Origin of the sequence: Pseudoalteromonas sp. 2CM37A, from assembly GCF_023161885.1 — a bacterium.
Taxonomy (GTDB): Bacteria; Pseudomonadota; Gammaproteobacteria; order Enterobacterales; family Alteromonadaceae; genus Pseudoalteromonas; species Pseudoalteromonas atlantica.
In genome coordinates this window covers 70,709-92,334 of the sequence record NZ_JALNTJ010000012.1, presented here as the reverse complement: position 1 = coordinate 92,334, position 21,626 = coordinate 70,709, and the positions used below count along the sequence as shown (strand labels likewise).

Genomic DNA, 21,626 nt, shown 5'->3' with positions numbered 1-21,626 from the left:
TCAGTGTCATCAACTACAACTAGCCCAAGTAAATCACGTTTACTTGGGCACGATATTTTACTAATAACTGTTATGGCCGTACTCGCTGGGTGCGGCCTTATTTATGAATACTTACTTTCGCATTACGCAGGGCGGGTACTGGGCTCTGTAGAGAGTGCTATCTATGCCATGATTGGCACAATGATAGTTGCCATGGGCTTAGGCGCATTTTTAGCCCGTTGGTTTAAAGATGCCTTTACCGCCTTTGCTTGGCTTGAAAGTATTATTGCCCTGGTTGGCATGGGCTGTATTTTGGCAATAGCCGGTGTAATTGCTGTAAGTTATTCACTTCCTCATTTGTTTTCTAGTATTTTTAATTTACCTCCCGATGTTGTGCTCAATGGCTATGTATTTCAAAAGCTGCAAGAGTGGTCACGCTTTTTACCTTATGTGTTTGGTTTAGTGCTGGGTTTATTTATTGGTATGGAAATACCGCTTATTGCACGAATTCGCCAACATGTGTACGGGCGTTTTTTAGAAAACAATGCAGGCACTATTTATGGTGCCGATTATATTGGCGCGGGTATTGGTGCGGCTATTTGGGTAAGCATTATGCTGGCGATGCCTATAATGCAAGCTGCAGCATGGACAGCTCTTTTTAATATACTGGCAGGGCTCGCCTTTTTATGGCGCTACCATGCTCATGTGCGCTTTGCTAAGGCACTTCTAGTTTGCCATATAGTATTACTGGCACTGTTTGGGTTTATTTTAGTGATGGGTAGTAGCTGGATGAACAGCTTAAGTAATGTACTTTATAAAGATAAAGTTATTTACTCACAAGCAACTAAATACCAGCATGTAGTATTAACCGAGCGCTTAAGTAAAAACCAGCCAGCGCCTATTACCGACTTGTATTTAAATGGACGTTTACAGTTCTCGAGTATTGATGAGCAAATATATCACTCAATGCTGGTGTATCCGGCAATGCTCGCATCAAACCGGCACGATAGCGTATTAATTATTGGTGGTGGCGACGGGCTTGCCCTTAGAGATGTTTTAAAGTGGGCAGTGAACGACGTAACATTAATTGATTTAGATGCACAGCTGCTTAATTTATTTGGCCATAAAGACGGTGATTTTACAGCGCCTGAGTCTATAAGTAAGCGGTTATTAGCGCTAAATAAACAATCGATGTTAGACCCACGCGCCAATATTATTGTGGGAGATGCGTTTTTAGAGGTTGAAAGGCTCCTTGATCAAGGTAAGCAATTTGACACTATTTTAATTGACTTGCCGGACCCTAATCATCCCGATTTAAACAAAATGTACAGCGACTATTTTTATAACCATGTACGTCAATTGTTAGCTCCCGATGGCGCAATGGCTGTGCAGTCTACCTCGCCTTATCATGCCAAAAAAGCATTTTTAAGTATTGCTAAAACGGTAAAAGCGGCGGGTTTTGATTATGTTGAGCAGTACCAGCAAAATATTCCTTCGTTTGGGCAATGGGGGTGGACAATAGCCACTAAAATGGGTCAACCAGCCAGTGGGCGAATTAAAAATATAAGCGCTATGCCGGTGCCATCAAGGTGGGTAAGTAAAGAATATTTATTAGCCAGCTTTGTATTTCCTAACCAGTATTTTGAACAAGTTAAAAGTATTGAGGTCAATAGGTTAGGTTCTGGTCAGCTATATGATTACTACCGTAATGCGTGGCAGATAGAAAGCGAATTGTATAAAAATTAATAAAACATGGTTGACATAATATGTCGACCATGCGAATCTTAACTCAGACATAATATGTCAAACAGCAAAAAGGCAGAGACATGGAATTAAATGAACTTTCAATAAAATTAGCTTCTTTTGAAACAGAAGGCGCTAACTTTGAGTCTTTCTTGATTGCCAACCCTGGTGAGCAAGATGTTTTACAAGTCATAGTTGATGGAAACGATGAGCTTCCAATTTTTGTTACGCAAACACAAGAGCAGTTGTTATGTATTAGCTACTTGTTTGGCGAAGATGAAGTAAAAAGTGAATTACGCAACGAGTTAAACGAAACACTACTACGTTTAAACGTGCCAATTCCACTGAGTGCATTTGCTAAAATCGATAACAAATACGCGATTTTTGGTGCACTGTCGGTAAATTCATCATTAGATGATATTACCCACGAACTAGTGACACTAGCTGACAACGCTATTGACGCACTAGAAGCCGTGACCTTGTATTTAAACGATTAGTAACTAGTTAGTGGAGTTAAGATTATGAGTATATTAAAAAAATTATTTACAGCAGTACGTGGCGGCGCGCGTGAAGCGGGCGAAGCAATTGTAGATGCAAACGGCATTCGTATTTTTGAACAAGAAATAGCAGATGCGCAAAATGCACTTAATCGTGCTAAAAAGAGCCTTACAGAAGTAATGGCTAAAGAAATGCAAACTAAGCGTAAAATTAGCGCAGTTGATGCATCAATTGCTGAGCACGAAGCATATGCAGGCCAAGCACTTGAAAAAGGTAACGAAGCCTTAGCATTAGAAATTGCCGAAAAAATTGGCGACTTTGAAGCTGAAAAAGCTGAAAACGAGCAAGTATTAGCAGGTTTTAGCAATCATATTGTAGCGCTTAAACAACAAGTTAAAGACGCTGAAAAGTCGATTAAAGAAAACCAACGTCAGCTTACTATGGTTAAAACCACAGAAAGCGTACAGCAAGCTACTATGGCGGTTAACAGCACGCTTAATACTAATAGCTCGTCTATGACATCGGCTCGTCAGTCGCTTGAGCGTATTAAACAGCGCCAGCAAGATCGTAGCGACCAGTTAGGCGCTGCAAAAGAGCTTGAGTCAGATACAAATGGCGACGATTTAAAAGCGAAGATGGCTGAAGCCGGTATTGGCGATACAAGCCCAAAAAGTGCCGATATTTTAGCGCGCATTAAAGCCAAGCAAAACGGCTAATAGTTCGTACATTTATAATAAAAGGTAATTAAGCGTGGCTTAGTTACCTTTTTTGCTTAAGGGATGCCTCACTATGTTTAATTTTTTCAAATCAAAAAAAGAGCCAGAACGTCAGCTTAACCATGCAAGTGAGCTTAAAAAAGGTGACATGTTTAGCGTTATCGATTCATTTGCATATCCGTCGTGGTTAAAAGGGCAAACGCTGCGTGTTATTGATATTCAAACCTATCAATATCAGCACAGTAGTGATACTGAGTTTGTGCTTGAGACGAACAGCGGACAGGTGGTATTTTTACAAATTGAGCAAGATGATGGCGAGCAGTGGGCTAATTTTTCAATCAAAATTCAGCGTGACGACGTAGAGCAAATATTTGGGCTAGACGAATTTTCACGTATTTTTGATGAAGAGTCGTTAACTCATATACAGGTACAAAATACGCCAGAGCAGTTTATGCAGTTTTTAGCTAAAAGCTATCAGCAAAGTGAATCGCCTTATGTGTGCTATTTCCATAACAAAGATTTTCGTGGCCAGTCATTACCGCGCTATGAGCAAGAGGGTGGCGAACCTTGTGAAATGATTTGCTTAGCATCGCCAGACGAAGGTCATGGCTTAAATATTGAAATATGGGATGGCGGTGAGACCGAAGTGTCACTAACGCTAACACGCCCAATTACCGATATAGTCGACTTGTTTCCAGGAGATGCGAAGTGAGTGATGCTAAAGACAAGTGGTTACGTCAAGAGCAAGCCGTGCGTGCCACACAAATGGCATTTGATTTAAGCAGCGAAGTACAAAAGTCGATAAAAAAGCAGGCCATTGACCAAGAGCTTACGCCCTCAGATATGATCCGTAAAATTTTAGGCTTAGATGTAAAGTCTAAAAAAACACGTCAGCGCCTATCGTTTAATTTAAACGATGATGAAATAGCCCAACTAGCAACGCGGTTTAATGTCCAAAGTGATGATAAGCGAGCCGTAAAGCAACAAGTAGCAGAGTTATTAATTGCTCATACTAAAAAAAACACTAAGTAGTTAATTTAGATTTATATGAATATTATTTTAATTGCTTACTTAATTATTTTTGCTTTATTTGGCACAGCTGCAAGTTACTTTGTGCGATTTATTTATGCGTACTGGGTAAAAAAAGAAATGCCAATGAAATATATTGTTAAAGCAGGAATTTGTGTGGTGCTGGTGGTGGTTATTTCAGCGTTAATACCTTTTATAGGTTAACGCTGAAATTGGCGTTTGCGCTATTTTATATCAAATGCCTGGCATTGCTGATTAATACACAGGGTTTGTACCTCAAGTACCGGTGAGCAATCGGTTAAACCTTGCGCTTTGTTTTGCGCTTTTTGTTGTTGTGTAATTTTTTGGGCAACTTCTTCGGCGTGCTCTTGAGAGGTATTAAGTGTTGAATACACAACATACTTACTTGGCCCACCACATGCTCGTGCACCTACTTCGAGTACCTTACATTGAAAGCTTGCGGTGCAACTATTATCACTAACAATGTTATTAAGATCGTAGTTCAAGTCAGACAAATTCTGATTTTGCTCAGTACTTGATGATGTGTTTGCGCAGCCGCTAAGTAATAGCATAGCGCTGGTGGCAACACTCACAATTGATAATTTAATTGCTGATGGTAAACAACTCATAACCTTGTCCTTAAAATACACTTACCGCTGAACCTTCAAGTTTAACACATTTATTTTCAACACACTGCGTGCTTGGAGAAGTTAAATGCTGGCACGTGCTCATCATTTCATTTTGTGTGTTGTAGGCTTTTTCAAGCGTTGTTATTTGCTTTGCAAGCGAACTGACTTGTCCCTCTTTAGCTGATTTTGTTGAGTAAACAACATAATCACTTGGTCCGCCGCAAGCTTTGCTTCCTACAGGCATAACCTTACATTGTGCAGAGGTATCGCACTGTGTATTGGCAATTAACGTATTAAGCTCGCTTTTTGCGGTTTTAATGTCGTTAAGTGATACTGCTTTTAAAGCGGTTTTTATGGGTTGCGATGCATCAGTAGGGGTTTTGTGCTTGTTTTCACTGCTGGTTTGTTGAGGTACTTCTTTAAGCTCGTTCACCGAGTTAGTTGGTGCATCTTGCGATGTTGTTTCGAGGCATGCAGTTAAGCAAAGTGGTAAAAGTAGGGCTAACAGTGGAGTACGCATAACAAACCTTGATAGTGATGAATTATTCATCACTATCATACACGGTGCATTTTTAACGGCAATAAAAACTATATTATCAAGTAATTAAAGCCGTTTTAGATTTACCTTTATAAACCGCCTTGGGTAAGTTTAGTGGGGTTAAGCAGTGTTTCTAATTCACTGCGTGGAAGGTCGGTTTCTTGCTCTGCGACATCAATTATTGGGCGGGCTTCTTTATACGCTTGCTTAGCTATTTTGGCTGCTTTTTCGTAACCGATCACCGGATTAAGCGCAGTCACTAAAATTGGATTTTTAGCCAGTGCTTTATCAATATTGGGCTGGTTTACTTTAAAACTCGCAATGGCTTTATCTGCCAATGCTTGGGCGCTATTAGCAAGTAACTCAATGCTTTGTAAAATATTGTGCGCAATAACAGGTAGCATTACGTTTAGCTCAAAATTACCGGCTTGGCCTGCCACAGTGATGGTTGCATCGTTACCTATAACTTGAGCGCTTACCATGGCTGCCGCTTCTGGGATCACCGGGTTTACTTTACCCGGCATAATCGACGAGCCTGGTTGCAGTGCTTCAAGCTCTATTTCGCCAAGCCCGGCAAGTGGGCCTGAGTTCATCCAGCGTAAGTCATTGGCTATTTTCATTTGTGCTACAGCGAGTACTTTTAACTGACCTGAGAGCGCTACAATGGCATCTTGCGAGCCAATATTGTAAAAAAAGTTACTGCTTGGTTTAAAGCTTATACCCACATTTGCGCTTAAGTTTTTAGCAAACTTTGAGGCAAATTCGCCATCAGCATTTATACCCGTACCAACAGCTGTCCCGCCTTGGGCAAGCTCACATACTCGCTCTAAGCTATGGCGAATACCGGAGGCTGCATTATTTACTTGTGATTGCCAGGCGCTTAGCGTTTGCTCAAACGTAACGGGCATGGCATCCATTAAATGCGTACGGCCAGTTTTAACTATTTTGCCAACGTCTGCCTTTTTTTGCTCTAAACTCTGCGATAGTTTTTCAAGAGATGGCAGTAATTCATAAACTACGTTAATAGCACTACTTAGTGCAATGGCTGTAGGCACCACATCGTTAGAGCTTTGCCCCATATTTACATCATCGTTGGGGTGAACTGGCTCATTACCAATGCGGGTTGCAAGCGTTGCGATAACTTCATTCGCGTTCATGTTCGAGCTGGTGCCTGAGCCAGTTTGGAAAATATCAACCGGGAAGTGCTCGTAATGCTCGCCATCAATAATTTGTTGGCATGCTTGCTCAATAGCGTTGGCTTTACTTTTACTTAAGTGATTTAGCTCAAAGTTACTTTGTGCTGCAGCTTGTTTAATGTATGCAAGCGCTGTTACAAACTGTTTTGGCATAGTTAAGCCGCTAATAGCAAAGTTGTTAACTGCACGCTGGGTTTGCGCTTGGTATAGCGCATCACTAGGGACCTGTAATTCACCCATGCTGTCGGATTCGGTTCTAAAATTGCTCATAAGTCGCTCCTTAAAAAGGGTTAAATTCGTGACTGAGTACGCGAGCTTCGCGCTCAAGTTTTAAAAATTTTTCAGTATCGTTATGTGCATAGTAAAAGCGTTTTAATGCCAATAAGGGTTTATATAATTGCTCAAGGAACTGCTTACGAATGGCATTGTGTATTAGAGGGTCGCACATTTTATTGATAATTTCATGGTGAGTGCGTAATAAATATAACTCTTGTAGTAAGGGGTTACGCTGTTTTTCAAAGCTTTTAGCAACGTTTAAAGCGGTTTCTATGTAGTGAGCTACCACCATAGGCGCATGTAAGCCCGGGCGTAAGCAGTTACAAGCAAGTTCATGATGATAAGGCTGTAATGCCTGAAAGGGAGACATAAAAAAACCGATTTAAGTTAACGATAATAGTTATCATTACATTTAATCGGTTTCAGTGTAAACAGTTATTATAAAAATTATTTGCAGCGTTTAATTGAGTATCAATTATAGCCAAGAATGAATATTTGGTCTGTTTCATGTTTTTTTAGCGCCTGTTGATTTTGGTTACAGTGAGAAAGTAAGTCGATTACAGTGGCTCTACTATCACAGGTGCTACTTGGTTTTTCGGTGCTTTTTTCTGTCACTGAGACCACAGCGTCTACAGCGGTGTAAGGGGGAGTATGCATAATTTTATCCTCGTATTTAATATTGGTAATACACCCTACTTAGGGTTGATTTAATTAAAGCATAATACATACCATCGCCTTATTTTTATTTTAGTGCCATGAATTAACTCACTTTTATAAATTATCTATAAAACTTTAATTGTTCAGTGCCATTTTTTTGCGTTAATGTTGTGCAATAAGTTTCAATATTGGTGCAGGTCATGATCAAACCTTTCTCACAAGCGTGTGAAAACAATAAGGGTCCTATTTTAGAGGTGCTTAAAACGGCTTTTAATAAGACAAAATCGGTACTCGAAGTAGGCTCGGGTACGGGGCAGCATAGTGTGTTTTTTGCTGAGCAATTACCGCATTTACAGTGGTATACAAGTGATCGCCGTATAAACCATGAGGGCATAAATTTATGGCATAAGGAGGCAAATTTAACTAATTTACACGGGCCTCTTGAGCTTGATTTGAATTATGCATGGCCGGTTAATAACGTAGATGCCATTTACACAGCAAATACGTTTCATATTGTAAGTTGGCAGTTGGTTGAGCAATTTTTTAAAGGGGTTTCAACGCACTTAGCAAGCCAAGGTGTAGTGTGTATTTATGGCCCTTTCAAATACCAAGGGCAGTTTACAAGTGCAAGTAATGAAGAGTTCGATCGCTTTTTAACACAGCGTGACCCATTTAGCGGTATTCGTGATTTTGAGGCCATAGAGCAATTAGCAACACAAGCAGGCCTTAGACTCATAAGTGATACAGCTATGCCAGCTAACAATCAGTTATTGGTTTTTAAACGGCAGTAAATCAGCGCACTGCGTTTTATAAATTGTCATATGTTGGCGTTCTCGCTTTAGGTAGTCGTTTATTGCTGCTCTAAAGTCGGGTTCAACAATATAGTGGCTAGAGTAGGTAAAAACAGGCTCAAACCCACGAGGTATTTTATGCTCACCTTGAGCGCCTGAGTGAAAGCAATGTAAGTTATGCTTAATCGCAAATTCAATCCCTTGGTAGTAACACAGCTCAAAATGAAGGGAGTCTATTTCTTCGCTGGCGCCCCAATAGCGGCCATACAAGGTGTTTTCACCTTGTAAGCTTAGCGTTGCTGCCACTATTTTGTTGTCTTTTTTGGCGAGCATAATAATTAGCTGATCGCCCATTAGCGCCTGTAATAAAGTAAAAAACTCAATATTCAAATACCCTAAATGCCCAGAACGTTTTAAATAAGTACGCTGATAAAACTCACAAAATAGCTGCATTGTTTCAGGGCTGAGGTGCAAGCCTTGCAGCCATTCAATGGTAATATTTTGCTGTGCTATTTTAGCTCGCTCTTTTTTTAGCGTTTTTCGTTTGCGTGCGGTGAGTGTATTTAAAAAATCGTCAAAGGTTTTAAAGCCTTTATTAAACCATTGAAACTGCACGCCTACGCGCTGCATTATTTCGTCAGTACACAGGGCTTGAGCTTGAACCTTTGGGCAAAAGTTAACATGCCAGCCAGACCAACCTTGCTCCACACTGGTTAAATTTAATTGCTTTTTTATGTACTCGTATACGCTTTGTGTATTCGTATGTGCAATGGCAATACGCTGGCCTTCAATAGGGCTAAAAGGTACACCACTTAGCCATTTAGGGTAATAGGCTAATCCGTGTTGCTCGTAGGCTTCTGCCCATGCCCAATCAAAAACATACTCTCCGTAAGAGTGGCTTTTTAAATACCCAGGAGCGAGTGCGACTAGTTTATCAGCTTCATAAACCGCTAAGTGCTGAGGCTGCCAGCCTGTCTCTTTGTTTACACAGTGGCTTTGCTCTAATGCATATAAAAATGCATGGCGGGTAAAAGGTTCATTACCGAATAAACGAGTCCATTCGTGTACGTCTATTTGGTTAATATCACTAAACCATTGGTGGGTAAAAGTTGCCATTACTGCTTACCTTGGGCTGCTTTATAGTGGGTGGTGGCGTTTTAAACTAAGTTAACACAAGTGCATTTATTAGCGCATTATTGTATTAGTGCTCTTCAATTTCGGCGTATTGGGCTAAGCACGCGGTTAGCTTAACCAGTTCTAGCGGTTTTGCAAGATGTTGATTAAAACCAACAGCTTGAGCATGGGCTTTATCCTCAGGCATAACATCGGCGGTCAGCGCAATAATGGGCAGCTCTACCTCACTCTTAAATTGCCTAATTAGGGCGGTGGCTCTGTAACCATCCATTATTGGCATTTGGCAGTCCATTAAAATTAAGTCAAAGTGTTGCTCTTTTGCTATATCTACTGCCGCTTCACCATTTTCGACAATATGGGCAACAATACCTAATGAGCCTAGCATGGCTTTAATTACCATTTGGTTTACGGGGTTATCTTCTGCTACTAGCACTTTTAAGGCCGCCAATTTAGTACCCGAGTATACAAGCTCGGCTTGCTCTTGTACTGGGCTGGTGCGAAGCTCAACGTCAAATTTAAACGTAGAGCCAACGTTTGGTTCGCTCTGTAATGTGACGTTACCGCCCATTAATTTACTGAGCTCTTTTACGACAGTTAAGCCCAGGCCTGTGCCACCGTATCGCCTTGATGTTGAGTCGTCGGCTTGGGTAAAGGCACTAAATAGCTTGGACTGCTGGGTAGGCTCTATGCCAATACCCGTATCTGTAACGGTTACTGTTATTTTAACTTTGTCAGTACTGATAAACTCTCCGCTAAAGTCCACCTTTACTTTGCCTTGCTCTGTAAACTTTATCGCGTTGCTGCAAAGGTTTAGCACTACTTGCTCAAAGCGTAAAGGGTCGCCTACATACCAAGTATCTACCGGAAGATGACTGCTAACCTGCCAGCCAATGCCTTTATTGGCTGCACTGGCCTCAAACATTGTGCTAATACGCTTTATAATTGCATGTAGGTCGAACGCTGTGCTTTCTAGCTTGAGCTTATGAGATTCAATTTTTGAAATATCAAGTATGTCGTTAATCAGGTTTAGTAAGCTTTTAGATGAAGAGTTTATTTTGTCTAAGTAACCAATAAGAGTGTGTGCGTTATCTTCTTTGCGCGCTAATGACGAAAAGCCAATAACTGCATTTAATGGTGTGCGTATTTCATGGCTCATATTGGCTAAAAATCGGCTTTTAGCCTGATTAGCTAAGTCAGATTGCTTTTTAGCTTGCGCAAGCGAATGGGTGCGCTCTGCGACTTTTCGGGTAAGGGCAATTTGTTGCTGATTAAAAAGCAGTAAAACAATTAAAATTAAGGCACATACCACCAATTGTAAGGCCATTAAATACAGTGTTAATTGGTTATTATGGGGGGCAAGGTATTTTTCTTTTAAGGCTAAATGTGCATTCCATGTTTGCCCACCAAAGTTGAGTTTTAGTTTCATAACACGGCTGCCCTGAGCAATATTTAAACTTTTGCCGTAGTTACTATAAAATGCGGGCTTATTTACATCTTCATAGAGCGCAATAGAAAACATCTCTGATTGTTGCTCGTTAATCGCTTGCTCAATAATATTACGCACTAAAAACACACCTGTTGCGTACCCCTTTATAATAGCTTTTTGCTGTTGTTGTTCGTACACGGGGGCAAATAGCAGATAGGCAGGCTCAGGCTCAGCTGTTTGCACTAACTGAATAATTTTAGTGCTGACTGGCTGATACCTGATTGCAGGGTTTACTAGCGATGCTTTTCTGTCTGGGTTTGAATACACATTAAAACCAACCGCTTTTTGGTTGCCATTAAAAGGAGCAATGTATTTAACGATGACCATAGGATCGTCTGGCTCAAGGGGCTCGCCGACAATTTCAAAGTCTAGATGGTATATATCGGCAACTTCTTGGGTAAACGAAGCTCGCTCACTTTGCGCTATTTTTTGATTCCACGAAAGCGCTTTAATAAACGAATGCTGTGCCAGTAACTCGCTGGCGTAGGCGTAAAAGTCTTGCTGGTTTAAATCAGGGTTAGATTGTACTTGGCTGGCTAAGCTTTGCACCGCTATTAAACTTTGGTTGATGTAGCGATATAAGCTATTTTCAATAATGTGAGCTTCTCGCTCGGCGACTTTAACGGTATTTTGTCTGTTTTCTTGGTTATAAAGCTGAGTAGTTACTGCAACAGATACAAATAAAATACTACATACCGCTAACGTAGGCAGCGGCGATATAGGCCTATTTTGCCCCTTAAACTGAGTAAGCACCAATAGCAGAGGAGTGGCAATAATTACGCCTAATGAGTCTCCTAGCCACCAAAATAACACATTTTGCCAATGATCTTTAATATCGTATGCGGAGTTAAATTGGCTCAGCGCAAAAACCCCAAAATTTGCTGAAATTAAACTAACCGCAATGCCCACAACAAAAATAAAATAAATGATACTTGCGCGTTTTTTAAAATACAGCGGGTGTCCAAGCCAATATTTAAGTAAACTAGCCCCCACCATTGCCTGCAATACAATGCCAATAGCAATATACATGGCTTGGCTGAAGGTATTGCCAACCAACACCATATCGTGAGCTGTGCTGTCAAAAATATTAAAGTTAAAAGCAAAGGCTGCTATAAAAAGCGCTGGAATGAAGCGCCACCACCACATATAGCATCCAACTAAGGCAATGCCTGCAGGCAACCATACCGGGATAATTTGAGTATTAAAGGCGAGTTTAGTGAGTGAAATACCAATTAAAAAGTACGCTAATGAAAAAATTATGTAAAAGATAACTGAATGATATTTTGAGTTAAAATTTTTCACATAGCTCCCTGACTTTTTAAAAGTACTTAATTTTAAATATCAGTATAGCGAACAGTATGTTATTTGCGGTATTTTTTAATATATGTTGTAAAAAGTGTACCTTGCGCAACCTGTAAACTGCTTATTTAGCAGTTAAGGTTGTTTGCTCAGCTGCTGTTTTTGCTGCTGTAAAATAGAGATTTGTTGCTCTACTGCGCTAATTAAGGCGTTATAGCGTTTTTGAATCGCCGTAGTTTTAGTGGCTATCGCTTCGGCTATTGATTCGGCGCCCATTCTATTAGCTTGATCTTGAGTAACATAGCTGGCTTGTTGTTTGGCGTCGGCTAAGTCTTCTTTATAGTTTTTGATAGTAAGCTGGTGGCGTTTAATTTCACGATCAATTTTTTTAATCTCAATGTAGTTATCTACAGAGGCACCAGGCATTGCGGGTGAGTTTGCATTATTGCCGTACTTATCGGCAACTAGTGGCTGTTTTAGCTTAATAACTTCTGCATTGTCAGCACAGGGTGTTTGGCTAAATGTAGCGACTCCTTTAATTGTGCATTTATAAACCGTAATGTCTTGGGCTGCGTGTGTACTTAAAGCCACAAGGCCTATTAAAGGTGCAATTAAACGAAACATAATTAAACTTACGTTAGTGGAGTTGTTATTAATAATGCCGTAACTACCCAGTGTATTCAATGTGTTTTGATTCACCTATTTTAATAAGAAATGGTGGAGAAGGAGGGGTTAGCTTAATTACATCCATGTAATTAATTGCTTCGCAACGCCTGCGGCGACTTAAATGTTCCAGACATTTTATCGAACCCTATCGAGGGCTCTCACCCTCCTTAGATACATGGGTTGTTAAATTTTAGGCACAAAAAAAACGCAACTAAGCGGTTTTTAAAAAGAAATGGTGGAGAGGGAGGGATTAGCTTAATTACATCCATGTAATTAATTGCTTTGCAACGCCTGCGGCGGCTTAAAGTGTTCCAGACATTTTATCGAACCCTAGCGAGGACTCTCACCCTCCTTGGATACATTGGCTGTTAAATTTCAGGCACAAAAAAACCGCAACTAAGCGGTTTTTAATAAGAAATGGTGGAGAAGGAGGGATTCGAACCCTCGATAGAGCTACAAACTCTATACTCCCTTAGCAGGGGAGCTCCTTCGGCCACTCGGACACCTCTCCAACGCATAACAGATTGTATTAACGGTAGTTTATTCATACCATTAATTAAATAGTGGTGGAGAGATAGGGATTTGAACCCTAGATAGGCTACAAACCTATGCCGGTTTTCAAGACCGGTGCATTCGACCACTCTGCCATCTCTCCGTGACGCAGAATAATACTTAGGTGATACCGTCGTGTAAATAGCAAATAAACTGTTTGCTTAAAAAGTAGGCGTAATTACGGTTTTTTTTGTAAATAGAGGGAAATTAGAAGGATTTAAACTAAAAATTAAAGGGTGGCAGCATACTAAGGGAGCTAAAGAAGCGCTTTCAATAGTGGTTAGTTGTTTACTGCCCCTGCTTAATAATCATAACAAGGTTGATTATTTGTATTGCGCGGCGCTGTTTAATGCTAACTTTTTGCCCATACGGTTTAATTTAGCAAGCATTTTAGCTTTACGGTTAGTTGGTTTTACGCCAACGTGGGCTGCTGCATTTTGGTTTAGGGTGTTTATTGGGTTCATGTCTTTGCTCCAAGGTGTATGTGTTTAAATCGCGAGCATTTTGACTCTTTTTTGTTTAAAAATACAACAATATAAACTAAGGCTTGGCTATTAGTTATTTTTATCTGAATTTGCATTGTTTTGTTTTTAATTAAAACTACTAAGTGCACATTTTGCATAGTTATTTAATCAGGGGAGTTAGGTTTTGATTTGTTTTATAAGTATTTTTTGTATTTGTTAATGTTTTTAGTAAATTTTTACGCACTTTTATGATTAATTATTCAGATAAATTAATTTTAACTTAATTCTTATTTATGCTGGTGTACTGGCTAATAGGAGATAAATTACTTGCAGTTGTTAATAATAGTTAAACCGAGCGTAAAAAGTGTGGTGTTAGATCACCTCGATTGGCTTAAAAAAACATGCCAGAAGAAAAATATTCTCTATATTACGGTTAAAACGACAGGCAATTTTGAGTACGACTTAGCAAACGTTAAATTGAATGCACAAAAAAGCCAAATAGCAGTGGCTATTGGTGGCGATGGCACGCTTAATTTGGCACTTAATGGCGTGATTAACAGTGCATGTAGTTTGGCAATATTACCTTGTGGTACGGGCAACGATTTTGCGCGTCGCTTTCATTGCACAGCTAAACAGTGGCAAAACGCTATTTTTAATGCCCCCACACACTTAATTGATGTAGGTAAAATTAATACTCGTTACTTTATTAATGTGGCTGGTGTTGGTTTTGATGCTCATGTAATTAAGCAGTTGGGTCATTTACAAAGCATGTCAGCTTGGCGCTATAAGTGGACGAGTTTTAAATCGCTCTTTACTTACAAAGCAAGCACACTAAATGGAGCATTTTTAAATAAGCAATGTAGCTATCAAAATTTAATAACTGTATTTGCGAACTCTCAGTATTTTGGTGGCGGCATTAAAATAGCACCTAGGGCTAAAATTGATGATGGACTGCTTGATTGCTACCAAATGCAAGCGGGTAGTCTTGTTGATCACTTATATAGCTTTATTAAATTAATTTTTAAGCGCCACCATACTTTAAAAAAGCTTACTTATAGCCAACTCAAACAGGCGCGTATTAATACTAAAAATTTATTAATTGAGGCCGATGGCGAGCTAGTAGGTGTTACGCCCGCGGTTATTGCTATTCATGAGCAGGCTATTAATTTTCATATACCAATAAAAAAGCGCCTACAGTAGGGTAGGCGCTTTTGTGTTAGTGCGTTAAAAACGCCTCTAACTGGGGACGGAGCCATTTTTAGCAACGCAGCGGCTTGCTAAAAAGGCGTTAATTCTTTTTGTGGGGGTAAGTACAATTGCATTACCCAGTAGTACTAAACTAAAGCCGGCAACGGTGTTTGCATGCCACTCAAAGCCTTCAAAAAAGCTGCTTAATGCAACGGCCACTAGCGGAAACAGCACTATGGCGTAGCTTGCTTTTTCGGGGCCAATGTTTTTTAACAAGGCAAAATAGCAGCCAAACGCAATCACAGTGCCAAAAACCGATAAATACAATAGCGACAGCCAATAGCTGGTAGGGGCACTAAAACTGACCGTTATACCATTTATTAATACATAAACGGCTAAACCTACTGCGCTATATAACATGCCCCATGCGTTACCCTGCAGCACACCTATTTGACGATTAGAATTACGTACACTAATCATATTGCCCAATGAAGCCACAAAGGTACCCCCAAGGGCAAGTAGTAACCCGACCAACGCCCCATTACTCAAGTCGAATTGCTGTAAATGCGGCCAAAACAGACAAATAATACCCACCACGCCGATTAGTGCGCCGCAGTAAATACGTTTGGCAATGGGCTTTGCAAAAAATAAACGGGTGTTGACTATGTTCATTATCAGCAACATTGAAAATGCAATAGAGGCCATTGCCGATGAGAGGTAGTTTTGTGCCCAATACAAAAGCAAATAATTTAAGCCAAAGTTAGAAATGGCCAATAAAGCAAAAAAGCCATGATCGACTAACGAAAATCGCATATTAGGCTTTTTGTAGGCCACAAATAGCCACATACATGCAGCTGCTATGGCAAAGCGATAAAACAAAGAAAGCTCCACAGCAATATCGCCTAGCTGAAACGAAATCGCGAGCCACGTAGAGCCCCAAATTAACACTGTTGTGAGATATAGCGCTGCGCTTTTCATGGCAAACCTCTAAAAAACCGATTGAGTGGTTATTTTAGAGTCTATCTGTATACTTACCATATACAGAAAAGTATAAATGTAACCTATACAGATTTGAGGCGAGATATGCAGCCAGCTGCCAATAAGCAAAAAGCCGAGTTTTTATATCAACAAGTTATTGAGCTAATTAAAGACATGCAAGCACAAAAGGTGTTACTACCAGGGGAAAAGCTTCCTTCGCTTCGTAAAATGGCTAGTAACTTAAATATTAGCATTCCGACGGTTAAGCAAGCGTATCAAGCGTTAGAAGATCAAGGGTTAGTAGAGGCACGTGAAAAATCGGGCTACTTTTTAACGGTGCTTAACACGGTTTACAGTTTGCCAAAGCGTGTAAAACTAAGCCGCGAGCCTGTCACTGTAAATAAACAAGCATTAATAGAGCAGGTATACAGCGCTATTCATCAACCTAATATAATTGCCTTTGGTATTGCCAATCCCGTTGCTGCCGCGCCTACCGATAAAGCTTTAGCCCGTACCATGCGTCGGGTTATGACAATTGCTGGGGCGAGTGTTATTAATTATGGCCCTATTGATGGTTTTGCTGCACTTAAAAAGCAATTAGTGCATAGATACTTAGGCTTTGGTATTGGTGTAAATATAGATGAACTGGTGATCACCAATGGCGCGCAAGAGGCGCTGGCTATTGCACTTAAGTGTGTCACTAAGCCCGGCGATGTGGTTGCAATTGAAACCCCGTGTTATCACGGCATTATTGAACTAATAGAGAGCTTAGGTTTAAAGGCGCTTGAAATCCCGCTATGCCCCGACAATGGTATTTGGCTTAACGACTTAGCTCAAGCGCTTGAACAACATGATATAAAAGCATGCTTGTTTTCGACCGCAATAAATAACCCGGTTGGCAGCTTTATGAGCGATGAAAGCCGTAAGCAAATGGTGGACTTAATAGAGTCACATAATGTTGTTCTTATAGAAGATGATGTGTACGGTGATCTACACTTTACTGCCAAGCGTGGCACGCCCGCTTTAGCGTATTCAAAAAAGGGGCTTGTGATCAGCTGCGCCTCGTTTTCAAAAACGGCTGCACCAAGTTATCGAGTTGGTTGGTTAATAGCAGGCAAGTTTGCAGGTCAAGCGCGCCGGCATAAGCGTGCATTAAGTTGCTCTGCCTCACTTATAAATCAGTGGACGCTTTCTGAGTTTATAGCCAGTGGTGAGTATGACCGTAATTTAAAAGTACTTAGGCAGCGCTTACGTAATAACAAAGAACGCATGCGGTGGTGCTTATTAAACGCGATGCCTAAAAATACACGTATTAGTGACCCTAAAGGTGGGTGTGTTATTTGGCTTGATTTAGGCCAAGGGGTAGACAGTCAAAAGTTATTTTTACTGGCGTTAGAAGCTGGTATTAGCATAACCCCTGGACTTATTTTTTCAGCAAGTAATAAGTATAAAAGCTGTATTAGGCTAAGTTACGGGGTGCAGTGGAGCGAAAAAATAGAGCAGGCTATTACCACGTTAGGTGCGCTGGCTCACACGCTAAAAGAATAAAAAAGCAGCACCTAATATACAAGTGCTGCTAAAGGGATGTTTAATACGGTGCGGGTATTAATTTTGTTTAATGGTAAATAACTCGTAGCCTTTTAGCTGGGGTAATTGCGCTACTAATTGCTCTTCTTGCTGTGCTATGTTGGCAAAGTTGTCGCATAAAGAGTTGGCACGCTTTTCAAGCGCACTGGCATGCAGCTCTACTTTTTCTTCTATTTGCGCGCCCATATTTTCCATGCGTTGCTCAAATGCATCCATATCTCCACCCGAACCAAGCAGCTCAGAGCCTAAAGCAACTAAAATACTGCCCATTGATTGCATAACGGCAGACTCAACCACGGTTTCTATTTGCTCCTCAAATTGATGTTCAAAGTTTTCACCAAATTGATTAAAGCTTTGTTGGCCCATTACAAACGTACCTTGTTGATAAAAGGTGTTTTCTACTTCAAGTCTTATATCGTCCATCAGGCCAGATAAGTCATCAAGGCCATCAATATTAAATGCGTTGGCTACTTCCTCTAGTGCTACACCGGCTATTTTCACTCCGTCTAGGGCAATATTAGCGACCTCAGGTAGCTGCGTACGTAAGTTGTCAGAATACTGGGTAAGCGCTTGGCGCTGTTCGCTGTTAATGGATACTTGTTCTCCATTTATAGTTAAGTTGCCATTGCTGTTAAAGCGCATGAATTGATTAGATGCGGTAAAAATTTCTAATTCGCTAGGTTTAATGCGTACATCGTTTTTAAACTCTACATTGCACTGTTCATTGCTAAACGAAATGCCCGCATTGTTATCGTTATGTGCCATTGCAGCGGGTGTACAAATTAAAGCGCTTACTAATAGTAAATTTTTCATGTTTATTCTCTAATAATTGTTGATGACAGCTAAGTATTAACAAGTTTGGTGCCATTATTTATTTTTATTTTAAAACAGTAGGTTATGAAATTTGTGTGTTTTTAATGATTTTTAATTTTGATAAATAAACTACTTTTTAGTCAAAAACACTAAAAATAAATAAATGATAAATTTTATTTGTCGAAACGATAAAAAACTCTCACTTTCCACTTTCTTAATTTAGCGCTATTTATTCACAATATTGACATGAAGGCTATTTACGATAGTCACGTGGCTTTATTTTGGTGCTAATTTGTTCGTATTTTAGCGCTAAACATTTTTAATTTACCAAGTGCAGGAATAAACCTGAGTTGGTCTCAAACACTTTATGGAGTGGGTTGTGGGTAAGACATTTAGTTACGATGCGCTAGATGATGATTTTGTTGAAGACGAGTACGAAATGGTCGGGCGTAATCAGCATGACAAAAAAAAGCAAAAGGTGAAAAAGAAGTTGGAAGATTACCTTGAGCAAAAACGTTTGCGTAAAAACCTAGGTGAAGACGACTTAAACGATTACATAGACTAAATTGTGCTAGTTAAAATAATGCGCCTTTTTATTAGGGTTTGAATGTGCGTTTACGCATGTTTAAAGGCTAAATATTGGCAATAAAGAGGCTTTATGCCTCTTTATTACTTATTGTGTACTTAATTTAGCGAGTGCTTGTTGAATAGTGGTTTCTAGCTTTTCTGGTTTTGTAAAAGGCGCATAGCGCTTGATAGGTGTGCCATCGGGCGCTATCAAAAACTTAGTGAAGTTCCACTTTATTTTGCGTGTTAAAAAGCCGGGTAAGGCCGATTTTAAATACCTAAATACAGGGTGGGCGTGACGACCGTTTACATCCACCTTAGCGGCCATTAAAAAGCTTACCCCGTAATTAATTAAACAGCCTTGTTGTATTTGCGTCGCGTCGCCTGGCTCTTGCTGACCAAATTGATTACATGGAAAACCAATAATAACCAATCCGCTTTTCGCGTACTTACTATGAAGAGTTTGTAGCGACTCGTACTGCTTAGTAAAACCACATTCACTTGCGGTATTAACAATAAGCACAACCTTGCCTTCAAAGTCGCTAAAATTAATTGTTTTACCGTCTAACGCAGTAGCCGTTAATTGATGAAATTCATGCATGATGAGTGCTTTTTTATTGTTGTTAGCTACATTCTACCCGCTGTAGCGCGTTACTAAAAGTATAAAATTTAGGCTTGTTAATACCGCGCTTAACTATGCGCTAATGGGTTGGCTGTTATTTAGGGCGTGTTGAACTTTGCGGATTGAAATTTGTTCAACCTAGGGGCGATCAAATCGCGGCGCGAGGTTTGTAACCTAGTGGGCTAAGTAAAAACCGAGCAACAAAGAGTTTATCGCCCCTAGGCAGAACCCAAAGGGCAGCGCATGTTTGGCATTTATGCTACGTTATCGCCTATTTATGGGGAATAACCACACTTCACAGGCTCTGCCTTGCCTAAAAACCAAACATACTGCTGCAAATTCAAACGCCAAAGGTCAACACGCCCTAGTTTAAAATTAAAAATAACCCCATACTGGCAAGCGTTGTGTAATAAATATTATGTGTTTTATAGGCAACAATAATGGCAACGATGGCTGCGCTTAAATAAGGGTTGTGCCAGTTTAGGTTGAGCCCGTCTTCATTTATAAAAATAATGGGTACCCAAATAGCGGTTAGTACAGCGGGTGCGCTAAAGCTTAAAAACTGCTGCATTTTAGGGCCCACTTTAAAACCAAGGCGTTGATGTAAAAATAAGTAACGAGTAAAAAAGGTAATACACGCCATTAATAATATAGTGAGCATCATAATGGGCTGTCCTTTTTTTGTGTAAGCCTTGCAGTAAAGTAGCCTGCACTCATTGCAAGTAGAGCAGCACAAACCAACCACAACTCAAACCCCGTGCTTTTTAAAACTGTGGCGCTAATACCCGCAACAATCACTGTAACCAGCGAGGCTAAATTTTTTATGCCCGGTACCACAAGCGCAATAAATGTAGCTGCAATAGCAAAGTCGAGCCCTAAATTTGTTAAATCAGGGAGCACACTACCTGCAACTATGCCTATGAGTGTCCAAAGGTTCCATGCAATATAAAAACTAAAACCCGCGCTTAAAGCGTATATTAGGCGCGCTTTTGTTTTATAGGCTTTGCGGTGATGCGAAAAGGCAAACAGCTCGTCGGTTAGTACAAAACTTATTGGTAAGCGCCACCGTAATGGCTGTGAAATAACTTTATGACGTACGGCTAAACCGTATAAAAAATGCCGAGAGCTAATAATAAATGTGGTAAATAAAATAGTCAGTAAAGGGGTGTTACCGGCCATTAGTTCAATTGCAACTAATTGTGCAGAACCCGCGAATACAAGTAATGACATTGCTTGTGTTTCAAAGGCACTAAAGCCATTTTGAATCGCTAAAGAGCCACATAATATTCCCCAAGGAACGACCGCCAGGCAAAGCGGGAGCATATCAAAAAAACCTTTTAATACTGCGCGTTTAGTTATATTCATTAATACAAGTAAGTAATAAGTTTGTGCGTTTAGTGTGCCATAAATAGCGCTTTATGTAATATCATTAATGCAGCGGTAGTAAAACTTTGGAATAATGGCTTTAGTATCAAAATAATGTGTCAGAGCCTGGCAACAAGTTGAGGATGTATATGCAAAGTATAAAAGTATGGGATGGCTTTATAAGAAGCTTTCATTGGTTATTAGTGATTAATATTGCTGTGCTTTACTTTAGCATTGACGAGGGCATGATTGAGCTTCATTTTGTGGCTGGCTTTTTCGCAATCGCATTAATAGTGACCCGTTTAGTTTGGGGGCTGGTGGGCAGTAAAACGGCAAAGTTAAGCGCGTTACTGCACTCGCCAATAGCAGTATTTAAAGAGTTTAAAAACCCCAGTAAAGGTATGGGTCATTCGGCGCCAGGTAGCTACATGGTTTTGTTGTTTTTTGTACTCATTATAGTGCAGTTAGTGTCCGGGCTAATGAGCAGTGATGGCATTTTGACTGATGGGCCTTTGGTTGAGTATGTGTCGAGCTCAACAGTTGATTTTGCAAATTGGCTGCACAGCCTTAATTTCGATATTTTATTTTATGCCATTTGCCTGCATGTTACAGCCATTGTTGTGTATAAAATAAAAGGAAAACCACTTGTCAAAGCAATGATCACCGGTAAACAGGCTAACAGCGAGCAAGCCACTCAAACTAATATAGACAACACGAAAGCTCCTTGGTTGGCGTGGGCTATTTTTGCTGGATTGTTAGTGCTACTGGCTGTTACGTGGGGCAAAGAACCACTTAGTTATTTGCTAAGTTAATAGCTAACAAAAAAACAAAACGGCGCATAAAGCGCCGTTTT

The 21,626-nt window shown here is 40.2% G+C and carries 25 protein-coding genes and 2 tRNA genes; 11 read left to right on the top strand and 16 right to left on the bottom strand.

The window, feature by feature from the left end:
* Positions 1-3 precede the first annotated feature (3 nt).
* The 6 genes from MTF68_RS18345 (at position 4) to MTF68_RS18320 (ending at position 4,169) form a co-directional block, all read left to right on the top strand.
* Positions 4-1,725, top strand: coding sequence for a polyamine aminopropyltransferase (locus tag MTF68_RS18345; protein WP_248463269.1), 1,722 nt, complete (start codon positions 4-6; stop codon positions 1,723-1,725).
* Between the two features lie 80 nt (positions 1,726-1,805).
* The gene (locus MTF68_RS18340) at positions 1,806-2,219 is read left to right on the top strand and encodes a DUF2170 family protein (protein WP_004589139.1); all 414 of its coding nucleotides are present in this window, start codon (positions 1,806-1,808) and stop codon (positions 2,217-2,219) included.
* A gap of 24 nt (positions 2,220-2,243) precedes the next feature.
* Positions 2,244-2,936: a PspA/IM30 family protein gene (locus MTF68_RS18335; protein WP_004589140.1), complete on the top strand. Its 693-nt coding sequence runs from the start codon at positions 2,244-2,246 to the stop codon at positions 2,934-2,936.
* Between the two features lie 73 nt (positions 2,937-3,009).
* Positions 3,010-3,648, top strand: coding sequence for a DUF4178 domain-containing protein (locus tag MTF68_RS18330; protein ID WP_248463268.1), 639 nt, complete (start codon positions 3,010-3,012; stop codon positions 3,646-3,648).
* The gene (locus MTF68_RS18325; protein WP_029772225.1) at positions 3,645-3,968 is read left to right on the top strand and encodes a hypothetical protein; all 324 of its coding nucleotides are present in this window, start codon (positions 3,645-3,647) and stop codon (positions 3,966-3,968) included. The genes MTF68_RS18330 and MTF68_RS18325 overlap by 4 nt, the downstream gene beginning before the upstream one ends.
* 15 nt (positions 3,969-3,983) lie before the next feature.
* On the top strand, positions 3,984-4,169 hold the full coding sequence (locus tag MTF68_RS18320) for a hypothetical protein (protein WP_004589143.1): 186 nt from the start codon (positions 3,984-3,986) through the stop codon (positions 4,167-4,169).
* 20 nt (positions 4,170-4,189) lie between these two features.
* On the opposite strand, the gene MTF68_RS18315 is transcribed toward MTF68_RS18320, so the two are convergent.
* The 5 genes from MTF68_RS18315 to MTF68_RS18295 form a co-directional block, all read right to left on the bottom strand.
* Complete coding sequence (locus MTF68_RS18315; protein ID WP_024032116.1) at positions 4,190-4,594, bottom strand: hypothetical protein; 405 nt, start codon at positions 4,592-4,594, stop codon at positions 4,190-4,192.
* A gap of 10 nt (positions 4,595-4,604) precedes the next feature.
* The gene (locus MTF68_RS18310) at positions 4,605-5,114 is read right to left on the bottom strand and encodes a hypothetical protein (RefSeq protein ID WP_248463267.1); all 510 of its coding nucleotides are present in this window, start codon (positions 5,112-5,114) and stop codon (positions 4,605-4,607) included.
* Between the two features lie 107 nt (positions 5,115-5,221).
* Positions 5,222-6,598 carry a class II fumarate hydratase gene (locus tag MTF68_RS18305; protein WP_248452126.1) on the bottom strand — a complete coding sequence of 459 codons (1,377 nt, stop codon included), beginning with the start codon at positions 6,596-6,598 and terminating at the stop codon, positions 5,222-5,224.
* 10 nt (positions 6,599-6,608) lie between these two features.
* A complete protein-coding gene (locus MTF68_RS18300; protein WP_248463266.1) occupies positions 6,609-6,974 on the bottom strand; it encodes a hypothetical protein in 366 nt (121 codons plus the stop codon).
* A gap of 101 nt (positions 6,975-7,075) precedes the next feature.
* Entirely contained in the window at positions 7,076-7,261 is a 186-nt protein-coding gene (locus MTF68_RS18295) for a hypothetical protein (protein ID WP_004589148.1), read from the bottom strand.
* Between the two features lie 200 nt (positions 7,262-7,461).
* Between MTF68_RS18295 and MTF68_RS18290 the strand changes: the two genes are divergently transcribed.
* Positions 7,462-8,052, top strand: coding sequence for a DUF938 domain-containing protein (locus MTF68_RS18290; protein ID WP_248463265.1), 591 nt, complete (start codon positions 7,462-7,464; stop codon positions 8,050-8,052).
* Here MTF68_RS18290 and MTF68_RS18285 read toward each other — a convergent pair.
* The 6 genes from MTF68_RS18285 to MTF68_RS18260 form a co-directional block, all read right to left on the bottom strand.
* A complete protein-coding gene (locus MTF68_RS18285; protein WP_248463264.1) occupies positions 8,029-9,168 on the bottom strand; it encodes a GNAT family N-acetyltransferase in 1,140 nt (379 codons plus the stop codon). The two genes, MTF68_RS18290 and MTF68_RS18285, sit on opposite strands and share 24 nt — an antisense overlap.
* An 85-nt stretch (positions 9,169-9,253) precedes the next feature.
* Entirely contained in the window at positions 9,254-11,974 is a 2,721-nt protein-coding gene (locus MTF68_RS18280; protein WP_248463263.1) for an ATP-binding protein, read from the bottom strand.
* Positions 11,975-12,106: 132 nt separating this feature from the next.
* A complete protein-coding gene (locus tag MTF68_RS18275; RefSeq protein WP_248463261.1) occupies positions 12,107-12,595 on the bottom strand; it encodes an RNA-binding protein in 489 nt (162 codons plus the stop codon).
* Between the two features lie 460 nt (positions 12,596-13,055).
* Positions 13,056-13,148: transfer RNA gene (locus tag MTF68_RS18270), tRNA-Ser, on the bottom strand.
* A gap of 53 nt (positions 13,149-13,201) precedes the next feature.
* Positions 13,202-13,292, bottom strand: a tRNA-Ser gene (locus MTF68_RS18265).
* Positions 13,293-13,512: 220 nt separating this feature from the next.
* Positions 13,513-13,653, bottom strand: coding sequence for a hypothetical protein (locus tag MTF68_RS18260; RefSeq protein WP_004589025.1), 141 nt, complete (start codon positions 13,651-13,653; stop codon positions 13,513-13,515).
* Between the two features lie 327 nt (positions 13,654-13,980).
* On the opposite strand from MTF68_RS18260, the gene MTF68_RS18255 reads away from it, so the two are divergent.
* A complete protein-coding gene (locus tag MTF68_RS18255) occupies positions 13,981-14,853 on the top strand; it encodes a YegS/Rv2252/BmrU family lipid kinase (RefSeq protein ID WP_248463259.1) in 873 nt (290 codons plus the stop codon).
* Between the two features lie 36 nt (positions 14,854-14,889).
* Here MTF68_RS18255 and MTF68_RS18250 read toward each other — a convergent pair whose 3' ends face one another.
* Positions 14,890-15,819, bottom strand: a complete 930-nt coding sequence (locus MTF68_RS18250) for an EamA family transporter (protein WP_248463258.1) — start codon at positions 15,817-15,819, stop codon at positions 14,890-14,892.
* A 105-nt stretch (positions 15,820-15,924) separates the two neighbouring features.
* On the opposite strand from MTF68_RS18250, the gene MTF68_RS18245 reads away from it, so the two are divergent.
* Entirely contained in the window at positions 15,925-17,367 is a 1,443-nt protein-coding gene (locus MTF68_RS18245; RefSeq protein WP_248463257.1) for a PLP-dependent aminotransferase family protein, read from the top strand.
* 57 nt (positions 17,368-17,424) lie between these two features.
* Here MTF68_RS18245 and MTF68_RS18240 read toward each other — a convergent pair whose 3' ends face one another.
* Positions 17,425-18,219, bottom strand: coding sequence for a YggN family protein (locus MTF68_RS18240; RefSeq protein WP_138580004.1), 795 nt, complete (start codon positions 18,217-18,219; stop codon positions 17,425-17,427).
* Between the two features lie 379 nt (positions 18,220-18,598).
* On the opposite strand from MTF68_RS18240, the gene MTF68_RS18235 reads away from it, so the two are divergent.
* On the top strand, positions 18,599-18,784 hold the full coding sequence (locus MTF68_RS18235; RefSeq protein ID WP_004589020.1) for a hypothetical protein: 186 nt from the start codon (positions 18,599-18,601) through the stop codon (positions 18,782-18,784).
* 108 nt (positions 18,785-18,892) lie between these two features.
* Here the strand turns inward: MTF68_RS18235 and MTF68_RS18230 are convergent, their stop codons facing one another.
* The 3 genes from MTF68_RS18230 to MTF68_RS18220 form a co-directional block, all read right to left on the bottom strand.
* Positions 18,893-19,387: a glutathione peroxidase gene (locus MTF68_RS18230; protein ID WP_248463256.1), complete on the bottom strand. Its 495-nt coding sequence runs from the start codon at positions 19,385-19,387 to the stop codon at positions 18,893-18,895.
* A 385-nt stretch (positions 19,388-19,772) separates the two neighbouring features.
* Complete coding sequence (locus tag MTF68_RS18225) at positions 19,773-20,072, bottom strand: AzlD domain-containing protein (protein ID WP_004589018.1); 300 nt, start codon at positions 20,070-20,072, stop codon at positions 19,773-19,775.
* Entirely contained in the window at positions 20,069-20,773 is a 705-nt protein-coding gene (locus tag MTF68_RS18220; protein WP_138685495.1) for an AzlC family ABC transporter permease, read from the bottom strand. Before MTF68_RS18220 ends, MTF68_RS18225 begins: the two co-directional genes overlap by 4 nt.
* A 149-nt stretch (positions 20,774-20,922) precedes the next feature.
* On the opposite strand from MTF68_RS18220, the gene MTF68_RS18215 reads away from it, so the two are divergent.
* The gene (locus MTF68_RS18215; RefSeq protein ID WP_248463255.1) at positions 20,923-21,585 is read left to right on the top strand and encodes a cytochrome b/b6 domain-containing protein; all 663 of its coding nucleotides are present in this window, start codon (positions 20,923-20,925) and stop codon (positions 21,583-21,585) included.
* The last annotated feature ends 41 nt before the right edge of the window (positions 21,586-21,626 follow it).